We start from the raw sequence: 22,880 nt of genomic DNA, 5'->3' as shown, positions 1-22,880 counted from the left end.
TCAGACCAATATTAAGTATTATGATCTTTTCTTTCTCTTAAGTAACATAGCACCTGCTACTGTCATCATAGAGATCCAGCTTGCAATTGATGTTGCATCACCTGTCTTAGCTGGTTTCTTATCCTGAGTAGGATCTTTAGGTGTGTCTTTTCCTGTTTCAGGATCTTTTGGAGTTTCCTTATCTACTTCATTAAGTCCAATTACTTTTACAGTAAAGTCATGACTTGCAGTCTTTCCTTCTGCATCAGTTACAGTAATAGTAACGATGACATCTGCATCCTTCTTAGGAGTAGTTACTTTACCATCTAATGAGATAATACCTTCAGGACTTACCTTAGTAATAGTAATACTATAGCCTTCTGGTACTTCAGGAAGTACAAACTGTGTCTGTCCCTTAGCAACAACTGACTGTACTTTATTACCTGCAAGTAAATCATCTAGGATATCCTGTGATGATGGTTTAGCTGGAGTAACTTTAACCTTCTTGAAGTTTGCTTTTAGAGTAGTGTTTGTAGTTGCTTCAAATGTATATGGGTTAGAAGTACTTACTTCTCTTCCATTTTCATCAGTCCAGCTCACAAATTCATAACCTTTATTTGCCTTAGCTGTTACAGTCACATTTGAACCTTCTTCATAAATACCATCTTCTTTATCCATAGAGACAGTACCCATGTTCTGATCACTATCTACTACAACTGTATACTTCTTATTTTCAACAGTTACTTTTACAACTACTTTTAAGCCATCTGGGTTTACAACACCTTCTGGTAATGTAAGAGTACCTTCTAATACATATGTACCACATTCATTAGCCTTATAAGATGCTTTATTCCATGTTACATCTACTTCTTCTGTTTCATTGTTTTCTAATGTAATAGATACTTTGTTTGGTAAATTTAATGAATCAAATGAAGTACCTTTTACTACAGTAAGATCATCTAGCTTCTGAATATCTGTAATCTTTACATCTGCTTCAGAAGACTTTTCAAACTTCGCAATTAAAGCTGTATTACACTTAACATTGAATGCGTATTCTGCTTTATCAGATACTTTTTCACCATTAGGACGATACCATCCCTTAAATACATAACCTCTATTAGGTGTTGCAGTAATAGTTGCAGACTGACCTGCTTTAACTTCCTGACCACCACTTACTTTACCACCTTTTTCTGCTTCTACATAAACAGTATAAGTGTTATTAGTCACTTCTTTATTCGCAATATTGAATTCAGAGATAGCAACCCAGCCATCATTTGACTCAGAAGCAACAAACTTGAATCCATAAACATTCTGTTTATCAAAAGTAAATGTTTTTTCTGACTTGTTAGCATCAAATGTCTGGTCCTTAGCCACTTCTACCCATTCACCATTCTCTTCAGTCTGGATATAAAGTGATGCTTTAGTGACCTGACCACTGTTAGAATCCTGACGTGGTGTGAATGATATCTGGTTGATTTCATAAGCCTTATCAAATTTTACTTCTGACCAGATACTTCCATCAGCACCCTTACCAGTTCCAGCTGCACCTGAAGTTGTTGGAACCTTATCTTTTGTAGCCTGAGACCAGTCTGAATGCCAGATTGTAGAAGGTTTATTATCAAATGCCATACCGATAATACCTTCATTATTTCCACCATGTGAAGTTGGTGTTTCTGATTCTGCTCTTCCAGTCCAAGCAGTCTTATTATAAAGATCTACTTCTGGTGCTTTTTCAGATACAACAACATTATCAATAACTGCAGACACTGTTTCTGTCTTAGAACCAATTCTTTCTAGTGGTAAAGCAAATGTTGAATGAGTGATATTGTCTTTCTTCACCATATCATTATGAATGAATTTACCTTTTGCATCACATACATATTCACCATTGACATATAAACTTGTCTTCTGCTGAGCTGTAGTAATCTCAATGTTTACACTCTTACCTACTGGTAATTCATAATCAAAATAATAGTTATAAAGTTCTCTTGTGAATCCTAACTTACCATCTTCCATGATTCTAATATCATGTGTTCCATAAGCGGCATCAGATTCAAATAGGATATCTCCTGGTTTTGCAGGTTTCTTTAACTTAATATCAAATGATAATTTATTACCATTACCAAGTTCTTTAATTGGAGAAGTGACATAACTTACACCATCTTTTAATACTAATGCATTATCCTTGATTTCAGTATTCTTTCCTTCTTTAAGGTCACGTTTGTTTTCAGAACTATCCTTTAAACCGTTATTGAAATCATAGCTTTCATAGTTTTCACCCTTTTTATTTTCTTTGTAATAAGGGTTTGTATTAGGTCCTGTTCCTTTATCCTGAGCCACTTTAGCAAGAGCATCAGCACTGCCTTTTTCCTTACCAGTCGCAGCCCATGTCTTTTCTGCATAGAATGGTAATGCATCAAAGAAACGCCAGTATAAATCAGATTCACTTAAACCTGATGCACTCTTATCGATGTTATCACTCCATAATGCGAATGCAGCACCTAACATCTGATCATCACCAGCAGGAACATACTTATAAGCGCCACCTCTGACTCTTACTTTATTTGCTTCAAACTGATTGAAAATTCTATTTACGTTTAATAAATCTCCATAGGCATTGGCACGTCCTTTGTTTCCATTTGGAACCATATAACCAAAGTCATCAATTGTATTAATAAGCTTATAACCCATATCATACATTTCAATACCATCTGCCCAGTCAGCTGACCAAAGGTTCATTTCTACATTGTCAATAGCTTCTCTCTTAATCTGAGTCACTGGATTATCTTTGATCCAAGTTAAACCACCCCACATACGTACTGTATTTGTTTCTTTTAGGTGAGGAACTAAATCATTAACGAATCCACGATATGCTGTATAGTTTGATAAGAATTCATCTGCACCAATATGTACAGTTGTTTCTCCATCAAATACTGGATTAGCACCTTTTGTATAATCATCAAAGATTTCTTTGATCTTATCTTTTGTTTCTTTCTTAGAGACATCAAGATGGTCAATAAGTGGTCTATTTCTATTTAATGGTGATACCTTGTTCTGAACCATCAATTCTGGCCATACTTTAGTAAATGAAGTTGCATGGGCAGGAACATCAATTTCAGGTACTACCTTCATACCAAGGGCTCTTTCACCCTGGATGAATTCTCTGAAGTCCTTCTTAGAAATAGAATAGTCTTTTGCAGTAGGTGTTTCACCTTTATCGTTAGATAATCCTGATTCTAGACGGAATGCTTCATAGGCTTTAAATGCTTCATTTTCATTATCACCTTTACCATACTGTTCTAAGAAGATATAGTTATCAGATAAATGAGTCTGTAAGTCATTCATCTTATAGTAACGCATTGTTCTTGCAACTTCCTTCATCATATCTAATGAAACTGGTTTACGTGCTACATCGAATAAGAATCCACGTGTCTTGAAACGAGGATAGTCACGCATTTTACCAATCTTGTAGCCTTCATTGTCTTCTTTATACATCTGAAGGATTGTCTGCATACCATACATGTTACCTGTTGTATGAACAGAAGCAACATTGATACGGTCTTTCTGGATATCCATTGTATATCCTTCATCACCTAGAAGAGTATCTGGTGCTTTTAATTCAAAGTTGAATGCATTAGCCTGAGAAGCACCTTTTTTCACTGTAAGGTTAATACCTGTGAAATCTTTATAATCACGTACAAATTCATCTACAACAGCTTTTAACTTATCATCTGTATAAGTCACTGTCTTTAATGAGTTAACAGAAATCTTTTCTGTTGAGTTTGAATGCCATTCCTGGATTTCTGGAATAACAGTAGGTTTCGCATTCTTACCTGTCACTTGTTCATTCATGCCTTTTACAACATAGTCAACATCTGCAGTCTTCTTTTCTTTTCCTGTAGAAGTTTCTGTAACTACATAAGAGACTTTCACATTCTTGTCAACTAATGGATGGACAATCTTACCATCAGCACCAATGATCTGTTCAAGGTCTGCACCATTGATTCTTACAGTAAATCCTTCTGGTACAGCTGGCATATCTAATGTATTCACACTTGCTTCAATTGTCTTACTCTGAGATTCAATAGAAGAGACAACAGAGTTTAGAGTTGCTTTCTGTGCTGTTTGTTCATTAGAATACACTTCCATTTCAGCAATACTTACGTTATTCCATGATGCTGCTTCAGCAACAAAGTTACAAAGCTTTAATTCTTTTGCTTCAATAGGTTCATTGAACTTAACAACAACTTCATTATTATAACCGTCACCCTTTTTGGTATTAGTAAAGCTCTTTGCAAGTTTTTCTACACCATCTTTATCTTTGTATTTAATATCAAAGCTTTTTACGTTAGATGGCATTGGAGCAACATCTCTTTCAAAGAAATGAATCTTAAGTTCCTTAACGAGAGTCAATCCAGCAAATTTAGTATTTAACCAGATATTAGTAGTTGGAGTTTCATAATCACTTGCCCAGCGGTTTGCTTTTTCTGTGCTTCCATCTTTTACTTTATCTGGACTAAGTGTATTAGCTTCACTACTTGATGCAGTGACTGTAGCGTTTGCCATATGGTTCTTATTAGGCGTAGCATCTGCTTTTTCTACAATCTTACTATAGACTTCAATTTCATTGATTCCGACATTTTTCCAGTTGATTGTACCTCCATCTGCAGAAAGTACAGTTACCTTTACTTTAGTGGCTTGATGATCTTTATCTAACTGAATGATTTCATTCTGTTTTGCCTTAGTAGTCTTTCTATATACTTCTTTATATTGTCCGTTTTCTTCTAATTCTACTTTATAGCCTAGAATATTCTGTGCATCATCCGTTCTTTCGAAATTGATATTAATCTGACGTACTGTCTTTTCTCCACCTAGATTAATTTCAATCCATTCATTGTCTGCCTTATTCTGTGCTGTTCCCCAGCGAGTCTTAATATCACCATCTACTGCTTTGTCTGGTGATGTGCTGATTACTTCATAACTACTTGCATTAACAGTACATCCTTTAGCAAGATTTAAGTTTTCTACAGCATAGACTGGTCTTACATCAACAAATGCAGCATTCGCAATCATGACAGTTGCAACTAATCCAATAACACCTTGTTTCTTGTTCATTATCCCTTTTCCTTTCTTTTCTATATAGGACCAACAAAAAAGACCAAAGTACCCCTCTAAAAAAGAAGGTTTACTTTGGTCTTGCCTAATTCAATAGTAACAATCCTATACGTTTTTCATCATGTGAAATGATAGCACTTTCAATGTACTTATTCAAGTATTTTTTTATAAAATTATCTTGCGTCTGCTAAATTACTATTAAAATACTGTATTGATAGAATATGCACTTTATCGAGGAGTATAATTATATATATAAATTATATACACAAGGAGGATTGAATTGTTATGGAATTAGGTTTAAAAGATCGAGTCGTAATCGTAACAGGAGCCGCTTCTGGTATTGGTAAAGCTATTGCTGAAGCATATGCAAAAGAAGGAACAAAACTTGCATTAGCTGATTTAAATCTAGAGGGGTTGAATGCTTTAAAGACTGAACTAAAGAATAATGAAGTTTATATTGAAAAAGTAGATGTTACAGACGAAAAGAACTGCAAAGATTTTATTGAAAATGTTGCTGAACATTTTGGAAAGATTGATGTTCTATGTAATAATGCAGGAACAGCTTTAATGGGTGATATTGCAACATTCCCTGAAGAAACATTCAGAAAACATGCAGAACTTATGATGTATGCACCAGTGAGATTAACTAATTTATGTATTCCTCATTTTAAGAAAAATGGCTGGGGAAGTGTTGTAAATACAGCTTCCATCTTTGGTAAACAGCCTGGAGGATTAATTAGTTATGATACTATTAAGGCTGCTGATATTATGATTACTAAAGATTATTCAAATTATTGTGCAGCATTTAATGTAAATGTAAATGCTGTGTGTCCTGGCCCTGTAGATACACCGTTATGGCATGCAGAAGGACAGTTAGGTGATCAATTAGCAGCTGCTACTGGTATGAGTCGTGATGAATCTATTGATTGGTTTGCTAAGACAAATATACCAATGGGTAGATATGCTAAACCTGAAGAAATTGCATCAGCTGCTGTATTCTTATCTAGTGAACCAGCACATTATATTACTGGTGTTGCTTTAAATGTTGATGGTGGCATGGTAAAGTGCATATAATCAACTAATAATCTATAATAACTATTGGTATTTAAACATATGGTGAAAGAATATGTCTTTTTGATAATCTGAATTGATTTTTTATTAACTTTCACATAGAATGACATATGTAAATGGCACTCGGTGCGGAAGAAAACTCACGATTTATTGTCGTGAGTTTTTTCTTTGAGTAAGATTCTATTCATTTAAGTATTCATAGAGCACTTTGAAATATTGCTCATAATCCTGATACTCCGCTAAGCCTGAAACTTGACCATCACCTGCTTCAATAATTTTCCATGAACCATCTTCTAATTCAGCATAGTCAACAGTATAATATCCACTTTCCAGATGACTATACTTTTCTAATAATTGTTGAGGTGGTAATAATGCATTTATAGATTGTCCTGAATTTCTAGTAATAGTTGCTATTTTATTGTTTATATAAAAGACTCTGTATTCATTGGTGTGGTCACCATAATGCTTTAGGTTAAGATATTCCTTAATACATATTCCACCAGTTAACAGATTACCACGATACTTATAAAAGACTTCCATCCATTGATTAAATTCTTCCTGTGTAATATCTTTGTCAAAATATTTAGGAAACTCTGTACCCTTTACAGATTTAACATAGTCTTTAACCATAAATCTGCCCATAGTATGTTTAATACTATCAACATTAATCTGAGTATAAAGAGGATATATTTCCATTTTTGCAGTATCCTGTTTTAATAGTTCATATACATTGGGGAAAACATGCATTAATTCATATTCTTTTGGAGTTGTTATTAAACGGATATTGTTTTCTAGAAGACGTTGATAAAACCTTTCATACTTTTCTGGATTCATCATATATCCTCGATATACTGCAGTTCTTTCTACTTGAGGTATATCTTTAATAACTAATTGATCTTCTTCAAACCACTTATCATATCCAAATAGTATCACATCAAATAATCCTGTTGCTTTTACTGCATCATATTCAGCCTGTAAATCTTCATCCACCTTTGAGACATTAAAATAACTAGATGGGAATAATATTAAATCAACCATATAAACCTCCTTCAAAATGTTTTACGTTCTTATACATCAATATCTTATTCTAATTCTCCATATTCATTGATGTATTCTTCACAGCTTCCTCTATTTATTTTACAGCAACATTCTTGCCATCTGCATCCAATGTTTTCAGTCTTTCAAGCCATCGTACAATCGTACCATCTTTTAAGAATGCGAGTATTGTCCCATCACAAAATCTTTCTGCGCGTATAGCACCATAAATCAAAGCAACAACACATTTAGCGTCTAAATCGTCAACCACTGCTGTTTCCATTGATTGCGCATTCCATTTGATACCATTTTCTTCAAGGACTTTTTGATAACTATATAATCCTACCTCTTCATACTTATCTACAAATGAAAATACATCATCAATAAAATGGTCAACAACAGATGAATAATTCACAAAAGGGAACTGAAGTGGATGTTCTGGTGTTCCATCATTTTTCTTGTCAATAATCCATGTACCAAATTCTGCTCCTGTGAACTCATCTAAATATTTAGTTAAACTTTCATACATATAAATCACATCTCTCTTTCTTTAATTCAGTTTCTTGTTACTTATGTAACAGTAGTTTTCTATAAGAAACAAATTTTAATAACACATCATAGTTGTATTACATACAGACAAATAATCCATATTGCATTTTGAGAAGTTTTAGATATTTCAAACCAATCAATTAAATATCGTATTTCATTAGAAAAATCATTTCTTCAAAAGAATACTAACTCACAGGTTCTTTATCCATAAGAATCAAATCATCTAAATACTCTCTTACTTCCATTTGTAAGTTACGTATTTCTTTTACTTTATCTTTTAGAGAAAACATGTATTCCTGCATAGCTTCTAAATAATGTTGTTCCGCTAAATTGAAAGTCTTAAGAGCAAAGTTCAATGTCTCTAATGTCTTTGGTCTTAATAAGTATACTTTACCTAATCGTTCATATATTTCTGCTTTTGTTTCGCTGGATGAATCCACTTCATCAGCAACTTCTAAAGCATGAAAATACAAATCATTAGCTTCTGGTATATCTTTATCCACATAGTATCCATTCAAATACATATCACCTAAAAGATACAAAGAGCGTGCACTGTTATCTGTCAAAGCACTTTGGATAAGACAGAAGAAGGCTTTTTCAAAATTTTGTTCTGTTCCTCTACCGTAGAAATAACATTCACCTAATAGTACAGTTGAAGGTCCTATATGCTTTTTTTTTGAAAAATAGTTAAATGCCTTTTCATAATTCACATTATTAAATCTTTCAAAATAATATAAACAACCTAAATAATATGAAGCCCATGGATCTTTTATAGAATAATATCCATCACGTAGTGCTTTATCAATAAAGTTGAATATATCATTATCCATTAAATGATTCTTATCTGCTTCCATAAGTTCTTTCGCAAGTTCTTTAGGTGGTATAGTAATTTCCCTCTTTTCATCATTAAGATAGAGATATAGTATATGTGCTGTTTCAGGACATGCACTATGATTATAAATTGCACGATCCAATCTCTCATAGGCTACATCTGGAGTCATAAGCCATTCTTTTTCCACATTAATCATCTCCTATCAATAATCTTCATCTACTTCATCAAAACCATCATCTACACCTTGTCTATAAGAAGGATCAGTACGGTATCTATCATGATCATAATCACCATCATCTACTGCTGAATTATAACCATCATTATAAGTATTAGAAGATCCAGGTAATTCAATACTTGGGTAATAATTCTTAGGTTCTGATGGAGTGTAATTATAATAGCTTGATTCAGGTTTATTTCGTTCATATACTACTTTGTCATCAATTGTGAGCCTATCAACATCAGTCTCGTTTTCTATCATATACTTATGCTTGTTACCAGATAATTCCATTACAAAATCATCATCTTGCAATGACACTCTTCTTCCATCTGATTGAAAAGGTTCACCAAACCAATATATTTTAGAACGATTTTCATAATATTCATTCTTTTTCTCATGAACCTCTAGCATCATATTTAATAATTCTTTTGCACCACGCTTGGATTTAATAGCTGAATCATAATAATCATCAATTACCTGACTAGAATAAGTAACGTATAGTTCATATTCAGGTACATGAAATGTTTTGCTGTATTCAGTATAGGAACAACGATCCACAGTAACAGTTATATCTGGAAGATCACTTGTTTGAATATATTCCTCTATTTCTGGTACATATTTTTTTTGAAACTTTTTTGCGACTTCTGTATTCTTCCAGCTATATAATAGATAATAATGTGTTGGACCATCTATAAGATCTGCGACAAATGTTCCTACCCCTGTTATTATTGTATAAAGGAAAGCAAATATTACATAAAAAATAATTATGGCTACAATAACATCTGCCTTTTTCATCTTTTTCATATAATTAATATTCCCTTCTTGATGTCTCTTCTTTCTATAGTTCTATTGTAGTCTATTTTAATAAGAAATGTATTGAGTTAGGGTTCTACAATACCTTTTATGAGGGGTTAATAGAAATAATTTATATTTTAAAAAGAACGGGTGTTAACCGTTCTAGGAATTTACATATAAACCAATTAGTTGATCAATCTTGTCGGAATTATTGGTCAAGCATATCGGAACGCATGGTCAACCTAGTTGGAATGAATGATTAATGTCTATTAACCCATTGAAGAAAGGAATGTTAGCAATAACATCTTGTTCATTGATTGTAAGCAAATAAGGAACTCTATCCCCAAAACTTTCAAAACATACATGGGCATAATTTACAAAGTCCTCTATACAACGTCTAGAAACAAAACCTTTATATTGATCAATTAAACCCTGAGGTAAATCAAAATGAAACAAATTAACAATAGGTACTATGTCATTACGAATTAATTCATTAATAACATCGTTATAGAAATCAATTCCCTTCTGGTTTATTTTCCCATTTCCTTCAGGAAAGATTCTAGCCCATGAGATAGAGAAACGGAAACTCTTTAAGCCACATTTCTTTCATTAGCTTTATATCTTCATGGTAATGATGATAGAAGTCTGATGCTATACTTGTGTCAGCTGTATGAAGTCTGTTTTTTACTTCTTCACATCTTTTGTCTGCAACTGTTAGACCTTTATCATCTTCTGTTTTAGCACCTTCTGCTTGAAAAGCACTGATACTTGCTCCCCACAATAAATTCTTTGGAAAACTCATATTATCACCTCACAAACATAATAGCATTTTCTATATTAGTCTACTCATCAGATTATGATGAGTAGGGATATGGTAATAAACAAAAAATCCTAGCTGTACTTTATTTGAGCATAATAAAGGAGATAGCTTTCGCTACCTCCTAGGCTTCTCCACTATTGACACGGAGTTAAGATGAGCTCTCTTTATTCAGAATAAATTATTTTCTAGTCTAGAATTTTATCTTATTTTATTTTACTTCCAAATCAAATTTGAAATCTTTTAAGTCAATATCCCAATTATCAGTTGAACCATCAATTATTATTGTAAAATTGCTTTGATCCATAGCTGGAAAAGTTAAAATTCCTTTAGATGTAATTCCCGGTTTCAATTCACTACTAAGTTCTTCATAGCCAGCATCATAATTAGAATCATACTCATATTGTTTACCATTTTGAGTTGCAACTGCACTATAAGTATATATAGAAAAGTCATCGGATGCATTATTAGATGCAGTTACGTATACTCTTGTTTCTTTTTTTGCAAATTCAACTTTAGTAATTTCAATTTTATAACCACTTTGATTGATAACTTTATCAGAATATTTAACTTGCTTTATAGTTGGTCTTGCAACATCTAAATAAGTACTTTTTTGTAATTTTGTTGACATAATTTTTGGTGCTGAAACATCACCTCCTAAAGCGTTTGAATATTCACTAGTTCCTAATATGTAGCCAGTAACTTTAATAAAGTCGTCATTTTTAATATCTGTTTTTCCTTGATAATAAATCAAAGTATTATCATCTGAATTATCAACATCTGCATTTATCTGAAGAAGTGTTATACCATCCTCTGTTTTTTTGTTAAAAACTTTACCACTAATATCAATAAATTGTCCTTTATACTTTTCAGCATCTGAATAAATATCATTAATACTTTCCTTATTGATATAAACTGGCTTATTATCTTTGTCATATATTGGTTCAACCTCAGAATCTTTATTGCCAAAAACACTAAATGAAATAATAAGAACTAAAATAATACCCACAAAAATTATTATCTTTTTTAAGGATATTGTGAATTTTCCTACCTTTATTTCCTTTCTAAAATTTACACTTTCTTTTACTTTACTCATAAACTAAAACTCCTTTCAATCCCATTATATCATATTTTGTCATATAGAATAGCAACTCTTCGAATAAAAATTACGAAAATTCCGAATTAGTTAGCTTTATATTGACACTATTACCTCCACTATTGACACGAAGCCAGCAAACAGTGCTTTTAATTATTTGCACTGTCTACCGGGAGGTCATCATATCACTTAAGCGTTCTTGACATTTAATTCTTATCTACCAAATGCACTCAATATAGCATCTAAACTATAAGGCTTCGCATATTTCAAATATGCCTCACTGAGATAAACTATATCCTTACTACTTGGCTGTTTCAACATAGAAGGATATATCACAATCTCTTTTCTATTGTTGTTATGTGTTATATAAATCTGATCACCATCAAACTCAATAAAATAATGCATTTCTCTTAGAATATCTACTAGAGGTGTAATTAATCGAATCTGTTTTTCTTTTGATATTCTCGTATGTAGTTCTGCCTTTTGAGCCCAGTTCAATAAATCTAAAGCTGCAAAACGATCAAGAATACCATGTACAAACTGATTTCTATAATGCTTCAAGCAGTTATAACATGCACTTTCACAATGACATCCATTTAATATTTCTCTTACTTTATCAAGTAACTTATCAATATTATTTGCTGCATTGATTGCATAACCTGCACCACTAGATAAGCTATCATATAGATAAATATCAATAAATGAGCCTTTCTTGTTCTGTCTATATCTATAACCTGTTACTAATTCTGTAAATTCTACATCAAGTTCTCTACAAGCTGCTAAACGGAATGCTTCAGCGAGTGACTGTGAGGCTCTATTTAACCAAATATTATCTCTCTTTGTATTGATTTTTTCACAATCAAGTTCTATTTCAAGTACAAGCATATCAGTTACAAAGTCATATCCAAGATTGATATTCATCGCATTTGTATGACGGCATCCTGTTCTTGCAAACTTATTATAATAAGGTCTACGGACTACCTTTAATACATCACTTGTATCACCAGGCATAGCAGCACCACAATCAGGACAAATCATAAATCCATGATTCGAATAACCATGATTCAACATAATAATACGCTGATTTGTACGTGATGCTATTTTTGTATTCTTATATCCCTTAATAAGTTTGATATCTTCTGCCTTAGGTAAAGTAGAATATAAAGGCTGTTGTACTGTTGTGTATTCTTCTGATAACTGTGCGTTAGGAATATCTCTGGCATCCTTAGGCGCAAAACCCCAAGGCTTAACCATATTTCTTCCTTCTTTTAGTTCATCACTACCACAGAAAGGGCATGTATCATAATCTTCATCTTCAAGTCCAAACCATCCACATTCAGGACAAGTTAGAATCTTTTTAACATAGTTAGAATCCTGCATATAAGACTGTGCGGGTATAGAAGCCTTACCCTTCTTTCTATCACTTCCAGGTACATATAATCCACCTATCTGGTATGTAAGTTTATCAACTACAATACCTCTTCCAGGTGCATACTCACCTATCGCAACATCTAAGCCTCTATCTACTTGGTATTTTACGATACCATCACCATTAGTGATATATGTACTGACAACGTTCTTAGGGAAAGAGTAAGTAGGAATAATACCTTCCTCATATAAAGCATCTAATAATACTTTTGCATCTTTTTCTTCTGTACCATCATCTCTTACTCCAAATAGTTCTGGGTGTTCAATAAGCTTATGCTTAATACCTTCTAATGACTTCTCAAGATCAGATATAAATACTTCTTTATCAAAGTGAGCTGTTTTAGGTAATAATACAGAATCAGCTTTGAAATCAAAATCATGTATAAAATCAATAAATAAGTCTAGATATTCTATAACGAATGTATTTGCAGTTAGAGTATCTAGACTGCTTTTATACTTCCTTAAGAACTCTTCAAACAGAATAATACTTAAATGTCTTTGAATAAGCTTTTCACTCTGTACATCAATCCAAGGCGTTCTAGGATCACCTCTAAACATAGGCACAGGGTTATTAAAATAGAGAGTATCATAAGGACCGTTTTCACAATAAGTGACTATTGTAGATAAGCTGGATCCTCTTCGACCTGCACGCCCTGCTCTTTGTTGATAATTTTCACGCATTGGTGGTATATTTCTTAAACCTACTGCAACCAATGAACCAATATCAATACCTACTTCCATAGTTGTAGTACTACTTAGAATATCAACAGGTCTTTCTCCATCATGTATAATATCCTGGAATCTTAATTCATACTGTTCTGTTTTAGACCATAAATCATCTCTCTGGTCCTTATGAGACAGCTGTGCAGTATGCTCTTCTGTATCGATAACACTAATTCTTTTACCATCAATTGCTTCACTAATAGGATTTCTCCAGAAATCAAATGCCTGAAGTTCTTTTTTACTTATTTCATGAATATGATCTGATCCACAGACAGGGCATCTCCCTTTTATAGAATAAGGTGTAACATCTGCACATTGATCACATCTATACCATTTGTGATTCATATCAAAGCGAGGTTTGACACGTGTTAATTCATAATATTGTCTTCCTGTATTATCCTGTCCATTATCTAAGAATTCATCAGTCAATACCTTCTTCCAGATCTCCATTTCCTTCGAATCCTTAGACCATCCCATAATATCCTGAATAACAGTAGAGAATGTCCAATCTTGAGGAATACCATAACCATTGTAGTTAATACGTACTTCTAGTCTTATATCATCTGGTATTGTTTGACCTAAAGGCATGTATAAATCATTCATATTTAATACCCATGCATTAAATACTTCTAAGAATAATTCATCTTCTACTTCAATACCTTCTTCTTCCAAATCTTCTACTGCATCATATAACTGTTCTTCTGTTGGTTCTATCCATGATGTTGCATAGTCATAGAGTGTATTATATCCACCTGAATACATCTGAAGCAGTATCTTCTTCATTCCTTTAGGAGAGTTCTGCATAGTGAGTTTTGGTGAATAGCTTCTTCCTCTTTTTTGAGTTCTAGAATAACTCCTTAGTACTGATTTACAGTCATTCCAGAATTTTATTTGATCTTCGTTATGGAATATCTGTATGTTTCTTTTTGCAGCAACTAAGCAGAAGAAATCATAGATAGCATCCATATTAAACTCTTTGTCTGATTTCTCCATTTCACTAACTGCAAGAACAAACAATTGTCTAGCAGCTGCAATATCAGATGTTTCAGACATATCTCTTGCAAGTTTAGCAGCACGTTGACGGCTATCTGAGAATAATAAAACCTTTCTTCCTTCATTAGGCATATTGACTGGATCCTTGTCTTTTCCTGCAACCGCAGGCTGTGCTTCAAATTGTGCCTTAATAAGGTTATAGAAAGACTGATTACCTCGTGTACTAAAGGATGTTAACTGAGCTTGATGGAAACTATGTCTACAGTGAGGACATGTAGGGAATGTAATGATTCCTGGTCTACCTTTTTGTGAATAGTTACAATAATATAGTTTTCTAATATCCTTTTTGTCTGCTTGAGAATCATCCTGGAAATAAATAAATCCATTCTTTGTGTCTAAATAACAAGGCTGTATTTTGTTTTTTCCCTGTTTAGCTGGTAATTCATAATCATCAGTTGGAATGTATAAATGAAGTTCCTTCATTCGATTATCTAACAACTGTCCTGGATATCTCCATAGAAAGGCTCTTTCTTTGTTTAAATCATCTTCTAGAATATATCCCTTAAAGAATAAAGCACCACATCGTCTATCATTATATAATTCATAAACAACTGAACCACATTCAGGGCAAATAAGTTTTCCATCAAATAAAGATAGATGTCCAAGTGTTAATCCACCTGCTTGATGACTATGTTTGCAATGTTCATTAGAACAGGCATATATACCATTAATACCTCTAAACAACATATGCATTCTTGCAGGGAACAATACAGCCCCCTTTTCATCCTTAGCAAGTGGAGCAATGGCTAGAAGAACACCCACTGCATTTAATGCATCATTATTCTTTAAGTCAGGAAAAATACTTATGGCCAATTCACTTAAAGAAACAGCAGTTCCTCGACATTGATTCATGAGCTTATAGAATACATCATAATAAACAAGATTGTGATACATCCAGTTGTAGCAATCATTCAAATCATTAAAGTGAGGTGCTTTTTCTATTCCCTTCCAGAACTTGTTTAATGCATCGAATCGTGTTTCATGCTGTTCAAAATCACTGGCTTTTAATCCTTTAAACTTATCCTGAGGGATAATGTACTTCATCTTATGAGAGATATTCTCTCTTTCACCTGTAAGATAACAGAAATTATCAGAATTATTAGAGACTGTTAAATCTCTAGCAAATTCCATTACTTTTTTTCTATCTTCATCAGATTGATCAGGCATTGATGCAGTTGTTAGAATGAACTGTACCTGATTTCTTTGAATACCTAGCTTATTTAATAGTCTTCTAAGTAATAAAGCCACTTCTCCTCCAGAAGAACCTCTATACATATGTGCTTCATCAACAATAAACATCAATTTATTATTCTTATCTTCAGCAAGCCATTTCCTTGTATCATCCCAGATATTCTTCTCTCTGGGTCTGAGAAGCATATATTCAAGCATTGAATAGTTTGTAATGAGAATGTCAGGAGTGACTTTCTGCATTTCAAAACGTGTGATTAATTCAGCATCGTCATCATCTGGATAATGTTGACTATTATGAAGTTTTTCTAAGAATGCTTCTAAATTCTTTTTAGCTGGTATTTTACCACTCTTCTGAAGTTCTTCTAAGAACTTATATTCAGATTCTTTAACACCATTCTTAGTCATAGAACGCAGTGTTTTCTCTAGCTGCCTATCTTGTGTTTTATTAGGTTCTACACCAGGATAAGGTGTTCTTCCTGTATACATACCAAATTGTGGACGTCTAGAATCATATCCACATGTATCTCTAAAGATAGAAAGGAACTGATCTTCAGAATCCCCCATTAAACGACGTAATCTAGATACCTGATCTGAAACTAGAGCATTCATAGGATACATAATAATAGCTCTCACTGATCTTTGTTTCCATGTATCAGGAGACATCTTTGCTTCCTTAGCAAGTTTCAGCATTAAAGGCCACATAAAACATTCTGTTTTACCTGAACCTGTACCTGTAGAAACAAACAGATCTTTCCCTTCCTTAATGGCTTCTAGTGCCTGAATCTGATGTTTAAAAGGTGAAGGGAATACCCCTAAATTAGCATCAGATAATTGTTTAAAGAACACTTTTTCCCAGTTATCTAATTTAGATTTCTCTATACCATTAGGAACAGTCACATAAGCTGGAGAAGATTCTATATAAGGTTTCTTATACAATACACCTTCTTCTTCAAGTCTATCACCAAGAGCATCCATTAGGATTTCAGATTTACCTAAATATTGAGATTTGATATATTTGGCAAGTTCTTTTCTTAATTTGTTATGTACTGCGTTTGCACCATTTACCATATTTCTACTTACCTTCCTTAAATTCAAATTCTAGTTCTTCAAGTAGGGACTTGAAAACACCAAAAACACTTCTATTCATCATTCTTTTAAATTTACTATCGTCATTATAGGAGTAAGGCCAACTATACAACTCAAAAAAAGTTTGAAGTTTTGGTGGTAATAAATAATTTAACTTTACAAATACAAGTTCGTCAAATGCGACAAACTGAACAGGAGGCAATGTCTTATACTCGTGTAATAAAGAACATGCTATATCAAGATAATTTTGATTCTTAACCATCCAATCTGGTAATTGATGAACCATTAATGTACCATCTTCATACCTATATAGATAATATAACTCACTTCCAGGATAACCGATTCTCATAAGTGAGATATTATCATCTATATCTGGTTCATACTTCCAATACCCCTTTGAAAAAAGATTATTTAATCGTAAATATTGTACTTTCCCTTCAAATTGAGCAGAATACACAAATTTCATACATGATAAGAAGTCATAAAACTCACTTAACTTCTTCGGAGAAATATCAAATAATTCATAAATTGAAACATTTGATTCTTCTTTTTCTTTAATATAAAACCCAGCACCGGACATAAATACTTCATCATAAGGTTGAGGACTCCTAACCAGGGATATCCCATCACAACAACATACAAGTTTTTTTGAATACTTGATTCTATTGGGAGAATGATAAAATTGTCCTGATTTCAAATATACTTGATATATGTTTTCTAATAATCTTGTAATAACTTCCTCATCTAAGCTATTTAAATATTTTGGATACACAGCTTCTAAAGCTGAAAATATTTCTTTTGTCCTGCTCTTAAAATGAGTGATACTGGGATCATCTTCTTGTATATCCCATAATGAAGCATAAGCGTTTCTTGCAATCGAACTGTAAATAACCCTTTTTATCCACATACTTTCATTTTCAGTAGGTACCTTCTTCATATGAAATGATTGAGCTATTTCTTTTTCTAGTTGTTTGGCAATATTCATTATTCATCACCTAACTTACTTAATAATAGCTTTTTCATATCTTTACTTAAATCCTTATTTGTAGAAATTTCTTCTACATATTTTTCTTCAGCATCATTCATAAAAATCATAGGATATAAAATATAATAATATTCCATATCTGGAGATGAATATTGATAAATTTGATTGGCTATATCTAATATTTCTGAATAAAGAGAATGTCTTAATTTGTTCAACTGAGTATTTCTATAAATAACTTTAGATAATCTAAAGTTACTATTTTTTGGTGAAAAATCTTTATAGTTGTTAATTCTATTTCCTATCATATAAGAATTAACTGGTGATTGTTCAAATAGTTCTTCTGTAAAGATTGGTAACATATAATTCATTAGTTCTCTAGATTCTATTTTTAATTCATCGCTAAATGGTATTGTAAACATAATAAAATTCTTAGTATTTGATAGTGACTCGATAACATAATCTTTCTTAGAACTACCAAAACAATTCTTAACCAATAGAAGTTCTGCTTCTTTAGCCTGTTGAATATCCTGAATTGTTACATCATCACTACAATCTAAAATAGAAGCAGTTTGACCAGTAATTGCCACGGAAATAATATTCGCTAATAACTCACCATATGGTCCTGCAAAAAGTACAGGGAACTTTTTCCAATAACATGCGTAAATAATAGACGCAAAACTTCGACTTAGTTTAGTAATCCCATTATCTTTTAGAGCTTCCAGAATAAGTTCAAATGTATCCTTCCAATTTTCATTATCATAAGCCTCATCTTCATCAACCTTTACAGAAGGTATAAATGAAGATATAACCGCGTTTTTATTTTGAGATTCTATTTGAACTGTTTGAGAAGTAGGCATTAATGCATTCAAGAAAGTATACTCACTTACAAAAGTTGCTAAGTCTTTTTTAGACTCTAGTATTCTATTCTTAATTTTATTATCTATATCTTCATCAATATGATTCATTTCTTCTTTTGCTAGTTCAAGATCTTTAATTTCACTTCTAGTGTTTTCTAGCAATATATTAACCTGCTTATATTCATTTTGAAGTTCTTGATACTCTTCTTGTAGCTTGTTATTACGTTTTTCTAACTTTTTAGTTTGTTGTCTAGTTTCCTCTAAAGATGATTCTACTTTCTTCTTTTCGTCTTTAAGTTCTTCTTCTATTTCTAAGGTTCTTTGTTTTGAGTATTCTTCTAAATTATTAATTCTTTTCTGATTTTCCTTTTTCCATTCTTCCTCAACCTTACTCATACATACTTCAAACATTTTTTTGTTTCTTACTATAAAGTCAGATAAAACATTATCCTCAATAGAATCACAATCAATATATCTGTCAATATTCTGAATAAAGTAATTAACATATCTTTCAGCGTCATCATAAGAAATATCTTTTATGGTATTTTGAACATCATCAATTAATGATTTAGAGTTCATGTTAGAAATGAAGCCTTTTATTTTCTTATAGTTATCTCTTGTGTAACCTTCATTCTTCAGAGCACTCCAACTGACTCTATCAAGAAATATATTTTTAACTATATCATAAGGCTGCTTCATTAATTCATATCTTGTTGCATCTATATCCATATTAATAGATTTATAGAATGAAACACCACCTATTGTTCTTGTGGAATTGTCGTTGAAAGTATAAACCGAGCGCTTAGCTATATTTTTCTTAATCACATAAAGTCCGTTAGATAATTCATCAAAATCATCATAATTAACTAATAACCCCTCATATTCTCTTCCTTTTCGTACAGCTAACAATGCTTGATCAGATTCAAATGTTAAATCAATACCTGTATTTATTTTCTTGATGAGTTCATCCATAGTATTGCAGCTTTTATAATAAGAGATTTCAATACCTGAAATATCATTTACATAATTTAAAGTCACATAATCATTAGAAGGATTATTTATACTTGGTATTGCAGACCATTCCCATGCACCTATAAAACCTTCAGGATATTCAGTCTGATTTTCAAGATAAAAACTCTTTCTATTCATAAAACTATTACTCTGATTATCATAATATGGAAAAATAATATCATTACCAATAATATCAGCTTCTCTGTACAATCTTAATCTATCATCTGAACTTCTTCTTACCTGAAAAAAAGATAAAATATCTACTGCTTCGTTATTCATGAATTGTTCCTCCTGCATTCTTTAATTCATTTAGAATAATCATTGCTTCTTTACTTATATATCCCATTTTTATCTGCTTTCTTAACCAGATAGTTGTTTTAGGATAATTGGACTTAATACTATTTGCAACTACTCCATACGAATGTGAAATTTCTATGTATGGTGATTTGCATTTCTTTAATTTTTTAAATACTAGATTGTCATCGAACACGTGTTCTAATTTTTGTTTAGTATCTGATGCTTTATAAGTCCACATCAGATCCAATCCTTGATAAAGTTTGTATACTCTACCTCTTTGGAAATCATTATAAATAAATTTATCACCACTCGATAAGGCGTAATTTTCTATTAAAAATCCATCCTTTTCAACAATAAATTTACCATCATATTCTGGTATATAGTGTATTTCTTTTACTTTTTCCTCAGATAAACTATCTATAATATTTCCTTGAGCATCTAAAACAACAGATGTTAAATGGGTATCCTCAAATTCTAATTTTTCTCGCCATAAATAAGAATAATTTAAAACATTAGAGAATCGTCCTAAAGCGATTATTTGTTTTCTATCATCACATCTAATTTTCAATAAATTAGAATCTTCTAAAGGAGCAGAAGATACAAATCCATATGGATATGTTTGGAAGGTCGCATTACCAGACATCACCCCATATAAAAATTTACTATTATGGTATATATGGAAAGGTGATTTTACAGTAATCGGCCATATCGGAATAAAACTAATAGGCTTTTCTTCTAATCTACAATAACAATTTAAGAAAAACTTAGCGGATTCTTCACTAAAATCCAATGCCTTAACTTTATACAAACTATAATGACTAGGAATACGCAATGTTGTTTGAACTTTTTCTATATGAACATGATTACTCGATTGATTTTCTAACCAATCAAAGTCTAATAATAGGTAGTACTCTTTGTTAACATATACATCTGATCCTTTCGGAATCACAACACCTGTTTCAACACTAAATACCGTTTCTTTACTTACACCTTTTACTCTTTGAGGCAAAAAAAACGAAAGTTCATTATTATCCACTGTTGTTCGAATTGTATACTCTCTAGACATTCTGTTTCCAACACTAAAATATGTCATTGAATCTTGATTTAATCTTTCAAATAAATAATTAAAATCTTGACCGTTATCACTTATAATTTGAATTTTTGAATTTTTTGGTAATTCGTTAAGCAAATCACCTAATCGAGGAAAACCAATTTCAAAGTGTTGTCTAATTCCATCTGAAACAATCCTTATAGGAAGTCCTCTTTTTTCAGTATTTAATCTTCCACCATAGCTTGCTTGATTAGATGCTAAAGATCTTTCTTCACAGTTCTTATCCTCTTCGCTCTTACTATGTTTAAAATAAGGATCCCTAAGACCTGCTTTAGTTAAAACAACATACTGCCCACAAAGTTCACACATAAATAAACCGCTTCTAGCAGAAACCCCATATCGTGCTGTTTTAGCTGCTTCAGATGCTGTTATTCTTTTCCATCCGTTCTTATGCCATGTACACACATGATTCAAAGCCAAATTAATCACCTCACAAAAAATGCTGAAAATTATAATGATTTTCAGCGTAACACTTATTCTAACGATTCTTTACAATTCATATATTAATAAAGTAATGCTGTTCTTTTGTACTATCACTTATTAGTATACGCTTACAACTCTTCTTTAGCAATGTTACTATTATGTTTTAGAATACTTGTTTCATAACAATCATATCTATTTATAATAATACACTAATAATTAAAGAGATGTATTGTAAATGTGAGTGAGAATGCCTAATACTAGGTGGTAATATAAAAAAACATAATTATTAATAATCAAGTATAATTTTTTTATTTCAAGAATACTATTACATGTAACATGTGTAACACCTTTTTCTAAGTGAATTTTGTTATAGCATAATGAGTGTAAATATATTTAAAATAACGTAAAAAACTGTTTGGACCTGATACTAAATCATTTCCAAACAGCCTTTAAATTCAAAGATTTAACGGATAAAGCCACTTATTAATCAACGGGCTTTAATGCCAAAACCTTAATACAACTAAACAAGCTGTATTATCTGCATTTATCTGACTGTGATAGAACACTAGCAGCAAGTCTCTTTGTTGTTGCAGAGTATTTACTACTATTTAAAACCTTAGAAGCCTTAGCTTCCATTTCTTTTCCTGTCACATTCTTTGAGTGAAATTGAGATAAAGCAGAACCAGCAAAAGATTTTTGAATCTTAGAGCTGTTTTGTGATCTCATAACAGATGAGGCTGTTGAAGCAAGCTTCTTACTAGTCATCTTTCTATTCATCAATGTTTTCTCCTTTCATAAAATGAAAGGATGTGATTGTCCAAACATCCTTTGTTACTTATCTAAGAAATCAACTAATCTTTGTTAGTCTTCTTAGATTTACTACGAGGAAAACGGAATACTTTCTTCCCAAATTGAGAAGCGTATATACGTTTTCCATTTTTCAATGTAATATAAGGTGTATAAACCATATCATTTTCATTGATTTTTTTCATAATATCTGACCCCCTTTCTACAGATTATTTCCAGACGAATCTGAAAAAGTGTAGAAATGAGCAGAAACAAATACTAAAATATTAACTGTTAATTGGTTTTAGTAGACAATCGTTGTTTCTGCTATTCCTAATAAGCTCATTTAAGTTGCCGCTTAAATGGGCTTTTTTGTATGCCGGGCATGGCATATATCTAGGTGGTGAAAGTCCACTGTGGGGG

The 22,880-nt window shown here is 32.1% G+C and carries 15 protein-coding genes; 1 reads left to right on the top strand and 14 read right to left on the bottom strand.

The features are described from left to right. Positions 1-18: 18 nt before the first annotated feature. Positions 19-5,094, bottom strand: a complete 5,076-nt coding sequence (locus tag DW269_RS01995) for a discoidin domain-containing protein (RefSeq protein ID WP_117458330.1) — start codon at positions 5,092-5,094, stop codon at positions 19-21. A 285-nt stretch (positions 5,095-5,379) separates the two neighbouring features. On the opposite strand from DW269_RS01995, the gene DW269_RS01990 reads away from it, so the two are divergent. Next, entirely contained in the window at positions 5,380-6,168 is a 789-nt protein-coding gene (locus DW269_RS01990; RefSeq protein WP_117458329.1) for an SDR family NAD(P)-dependent oxidoreductase, read from the top strand. Between the two features lie 177 nt (positions 6,169-6,345). Here the strand turns inward: DW269_RS01990 and DW269_RS01985 are convergent, their stop codons facing one another. The 13 genes from DW269_RS01985 to DW269_RS12710 all read right to left on the bottom strand — a co-directional run bounded on the left by DW269_RS01985 (position 6,346) and on the right by DW269_RS12710 (position 22,663). Then, positions 6,346-7,203 carry an ATP-grasp domain-containing protein gene (locus tag DW269_RS01985; RefSeq protein ID WP_117458328.1) on the bottom strand — a complete coding sequence of 286 codons (858 nt, stop codon included), beginning with the start codon at positions 7,201-7,203 and terminating at the stop codon, positions 6,346-6,348. A gap of 94 nt (positions 7,204-7,297) precedes the next feature. Beyond that, entirely contained in the window at positions 7,298-7,729 is a 432-nt protein-coding gene (locus tag DW269_RS01980) for a DUF6508 domain-containing protein (protein ID WP_117458327.1), read from the bottom strand. 205 nt (positions 7,730-7,934) lie between these two features. Next, on the bottom strand, positions 7,935-8,768 hold the full coding sequence (locus DW269_RS01975) for a tetratricopeptide repeat protein (protein ID WP_158546282.1): 834 nt from the start codon (positions 8,766-8,768) through the stop codon (positions 7,935-7,937). A 15-nt stretch (positions 8,769-8,783) separates the two neighbouring features. Beyond that, positions 8,784-9,602 (bottom strand): hypothetical protein, encoded by an 819-nt coding sequence (locus DW269_RS01970; RefSeq protein WP_117458325.1) that lies wholly within the window; start codon positions 9,600-9,602, stop codon positions 8,784-8,786. A 228-nt stretch (positions 9,603-9,830) separates the two neighbouring features. Further along, the gene (locus DW269_RS13175) at positions 9,831-10,151 is read right to left on the bottom strand and encodes a family 1 glycosylhydrolase (protein WP_255413884.1); all 321 of its coding nucleotides are present in this window, start codon (positions 10,149-10,151) and stop codon (positions 9,831-9,833) included. 1 nt (position 10,152) lies between these two features. Continuing rightward, a complete protein-coding gene (locus DW269_RS01960; RefSeq protein WP_117458323.1) occupies positions 10,153-10,395 on the bottom strand; it encodes a family 1 glycosylhydrolase in 243 nt (80 codons plus the stop codon). 226 nt (positions 10,396-10,621) lie between these two features. After that, entirely contained in the window at positions 10,622-11,506 is an 885-nt protein-coding gene (locus tag DW269_RS01955) for a hypothetical protein (protein ID WP_117458322.1), read from the bottom strand. Between the two features lie 213 nt (positions 11,507-11,719). Continuing rightward, positions 11,720-16,969, bottom strand: a complete 5,250-nt coding sequence (locus tag DW269_RS01950) for a DEAD/DEAH box helicase (RefSeq protein WP_117458321.1) — start codon at positions 16,967-16,969, stop codon at positions 11,720-11,722. Between the two features lie 4 nt (positions 16,970-16,973). Continuing rightward, positions 16,974-17,972, bottom strand: coding sequence for a hypothetical protein (locus DW269_RS01945; protein ID WP_117458320.1), 999 nt, complete (start codon positions 17,970-17,972; stop codon positions 16,974-16,976). Next, positions 17,972-20,119: a hypothetical protein gene (locus DW269_RS01940; RefSeq protein ID WP_117458319.1), complete on the bottom strand. Its 2,148-nt coding sequence runs from the start codon at positions 20,117-20,119 to the stop codon at positions 17,972-17,974. The genes DW269_RS01945 and DW269_RS01940 overlap by 1 nt, the downstream gene beginning before the upstream one ends. Continuing rightward, positions 20,112-21,668: a hypothetical protein gene (locus tag DW269_RS01935; RefSeq protein WP_117458318.1), complete on the bottom strand. Its 1,557-nt coding sequence runs from the start codon at positions 21,666-21,668 to the stop codon at positions 20,112-20,114. Before DW269_RS01935 ends, DW269_RS01940 begins: the two co-directional genes overlap by 8 nt. 537 nt (positions 21,669-22,205) lie before the next feature. Further along, a complete protein-coding gene (locus DW269_RS01930) occupies positions 22,206-22,448 on the bottom strand; it encodes a hypothetical protein (RefSeq protein ID WP_117458317.1) in 243 nt (80 codons plus the stop codon). A gap of 74 nt (positions 22,449-22,522) precedes the next feature. Then, positions 22,523-22,663: a hypothetical protein gene (locus DW269_RS12710; RefSeq protein ID WP_199409902.1), complete on the bottom strand. Its 141-nt coding sequence runs from the start codon at positions 22,661-22,663 to the stop codon at positions 22,523-22,525. Positions 22,664-22,880 lie beyond the last annotated feature (217 nt).

This window comes from Catenibacterium sp. AM22-6LB (genome assembly GCF_003435615.1).
Taxonomy (GTDB): Bacteria; Bacillota_I; Bacilli_A; order Erysipelotrichales; family Coprobacillaceae; genus Catenibacterium; species Catenibacterium mitsuoka_A.
The sequence above is the reverse complement of the archived record's forward strand: the minus strand, read 5'-3'. Positions and strand labels throughout refer to the sequence as shown.

Bases quoted from the DNA above. Each gene is read 5' to 3' on its own strand.
- DW269_RS01980 (WP_117458327.1), bottom strand. From the start codon at position 7,729: ATGTATGAAAGTTTAACTAAATATTTAGATGAGTTCACAGGAGCAGAA.
- DW269_RS01940 (WP_117458319.1), bottom strand. From the start codon at position 20,119: ATGAATAACGAAGCAGTAGATATTTTATCTTTTTTTCAGGTAAGAAGA.
- DW269_RS01995 (WP_117458330.1), bottom strand. From the start codon at position 5,094: ATGAACAAGAAACAAGGTGTTATTGGATTAGTTGCAACTGTCATGATT.
- DW269_RS01930 (WP_117458317.1), bottom strand. From the start codon at position 22,448: ATGAATAGAAAGATGACTAGTAAGAAGCTTGCTTCAACAGCCTCATCT.
- DW269_RS01985 (WP_117458328.1), bottom strand. From the start codon at position 7,203: ATGGTTGATTTAATATTATTCCCATCTAGTTATTTTAATGTCTCAAAG.
- DW269_RS01960 (WP_117458323.1), bottom strand. From the start codon at position 10,395: ATGAGTTTTCCAAAGAATTTATTGTGGGGAGCAAGTATCAGTGCTTTT.
- DW269_RS01945 (WP_117458320.1), bottom strand. From the start codon at position 17,972: ATGAATATTGCCAAACAACTAGAAAAAGAAATAGCTCAATCATTTCAT.
- DW269_RS01955 (WP_117458322.1), bottom strand. From the start codon at position 11,506: ATGAGTAAAGTAAAAGAAAGTGTAAATTTTAGAAAGGAAATAAAGGTA.
- DW269_RS01970 (WP_117458325.1), bottom strand. From the start codon at position 9,602: ATGAAAAAGATGAAAAAGGCAGATGTTATTGTAGCCATAATTATTTTT.
- DW269_RS01950 (WP_117458321.1), bottom strand. From the start codon at position 16,969: ATGGTAAATGGTGCAAACGCAGTACATAACAAATTAAGAAAAGAACTT.
- DW269_RS01990 (WP_117458329.1), top strand. From the start codon at position 5,380: ATGGAATTAGGTTTAAAAGATCGAGTCGTAATCGTAACAGGAGCCGCT.
- DW269_RS12710 (WP_199409902.1), bottom strand. From the start codon at position 22,663: ATGAAAAAAATCAATGAAAATGATATGGTTTATACACCTTATATTACA.